This is a genomic window from Verrucomicrobiia bacterium (genome assembly GCA_019634635.1).
Lineage (GTDB): Bacteria > Verrucomicrobiota > Verrucomicrobiia > Limisphaerales > UBA9464 > UBA9464.
In genome coordinates this window covers 1-1,631 of sequence record JAHCBB010000075.1, presented here as the reverse complement: position 1 = coordinate 1,631, position 1,631 = coordinate 1, and the positions used below count along the sequence as shown (strand labels likewise).

Below are 1,631 nucleotides of genomic sequence, written 5' to 3'. Positions count from 1 at the left end.
ACCTCCGAGTTCACCGGCAGGTTGTTGAGGTTGTCGCCGATGAGCTTGTTGAGGTCGATGCTCACCCGTCCCGTCGTGATGTTGAAACTCACGCCGGACCCGCCCCACGTGGCCGCGAGCAAATCGGCTACGGCGGCCTGCAGATTGCGGCTGAGCGTGACCGACACCGTGGCATCTCCCGCGATGCTCAGTGCGGGATTCGCGGCGACCAGCGCGGCGTTGAGTGCCGCGGCGAGTTCGCCGTTCCTTCCGGTGAGAGCGTCGAGCTTCGCGTCCGCATCTCCGACAGCCTTCGTGATGGTTGCCGAGATGCCGGCGAGCGCAGGGCTTGTGAAGGTGAGCGTCAGCCCGTCGATGTAGTAGTCGCCATCGACCGACTGGAGCGTGCCCCGCGCGTTCGCGGCGATGGCGCGGACCGCGAGCTTCAGGTCGGCGACCACGGAGCGGTAGGAACTGCCGATCAGCTGGTCGAGCGTGAGCGTCAGGGCGCTGGACGGGTTGGACTCATTCGGTCCGATGGCCCCGCCCTCGCCGACGGAGCCGCTGGCGCCGATGGCCAGGCCGGTCTTCTCGGCGCGAGCGTACTGGGAGAGCGCCCCGCCCTGCGTCTGGGTGTCGATCACCGCATCCGGGCTGACCCGGATGGCGCCGACGTCCACGGGCTGGGTTCCCAGCAGGCTGACCCCGAGCGGGTCCACGACCTCCTGCGTGCCCTGCGTTCCGCTGTTCCTGGCCGTGGCCGGTGCGAGGCCGGCGATGGTGTCGAGGCTGATGCCGGCGAGCGAGCCGGAGAGGAACTTGCCCTGGGCCCACGTCGCGTGGGTGGTTGTGGCGCTCGCTGCGGCGGGTGCCGCCACGGCGAGAGCGCCGATGATGCCGATGGTGCCGAGAACGGCGGTCGACCTGGTGATGATGGATTTCCCGACTGAGTTTCCAGTCCGTCGAATTCGTGTAGTGAACACGGCTGGTACCTTCCCTGAACCATAGCGGATCCAGGAAACCTGTCAGGCGACTGATCGCGACAACTCGGGTTATTGGAACGAAGGAAGCCGCCTGTATTCAGCTTCCCGGTGTCCTATTGAGTTGAAGGAGCTGATCGGCGAATACGGTTAGGGACCGCGGGTACATTCGTTTCTCTGCCCTCTTACCTGAACAGACTCGTCTACTCCCGGATCATGACGCGGAAACGGGAAAAAATTTTGAGAGCCTTTCGGGGCTTTGCGCGGGGGTTGCCGTGTCGCTTACACTGGGTCGAGGTAGTTGAAATCTGCCATACTTTCGTGCGCCATTTTTTGGCACAACCCCTGGGCCGCAGTCACGAAATCATGGCGTTTGGCGCTGCTTAGGGCGGTGGCTCAATTGGTAGAGCAGCGGTCTCCAAAACCGCAGGTTGCAGGTTCGAGTCCTGTCCGCCCTGCAGTTGGACACGGGCGAAAACCCGTGCCAGCGCGAGCATGTCCGGTCACCGTGGCCGGCTGCACACCATCCGGAAGGTTGCCAACGTGGCGAGAAGAGTAGTCGACGAGCCCAGTGAGGACATCGTCGCCAATGCCAAGATGGATCGCGCCCTGAAGCGCGGTCCGATTGGCAGGATCCAGCTGTTCCTGCGCCAGGTGATGAACGAGCTCAGA

General features: G+C 64.1%; 1 protein-coding gene and 1 tRNA gene. One reads left to right on the top strand and one right to left on the bottom strand.

Annotated elements, in window-relative coordinates:
• On the bottom strand, positions 1-962 hold a 962-nt coding region (locus KF791_20890), incomplete at its 3' end, for a choice-of-anchor G family protein (protein ID MBX3735040.1).
• A gap of 382 nt (positions 963-1,344) precedes the next feature.
• On the opposite strand from KF791_20890, the gene KF791_20885 reads away from it, so the two are divergent.
• A tRNA-Trp gene (locus KF791_20885) sits at positions 1,345-1,417 on the top strand.
• Positions 1,418-1,631 lie beyond the last annotated feature (214 nt).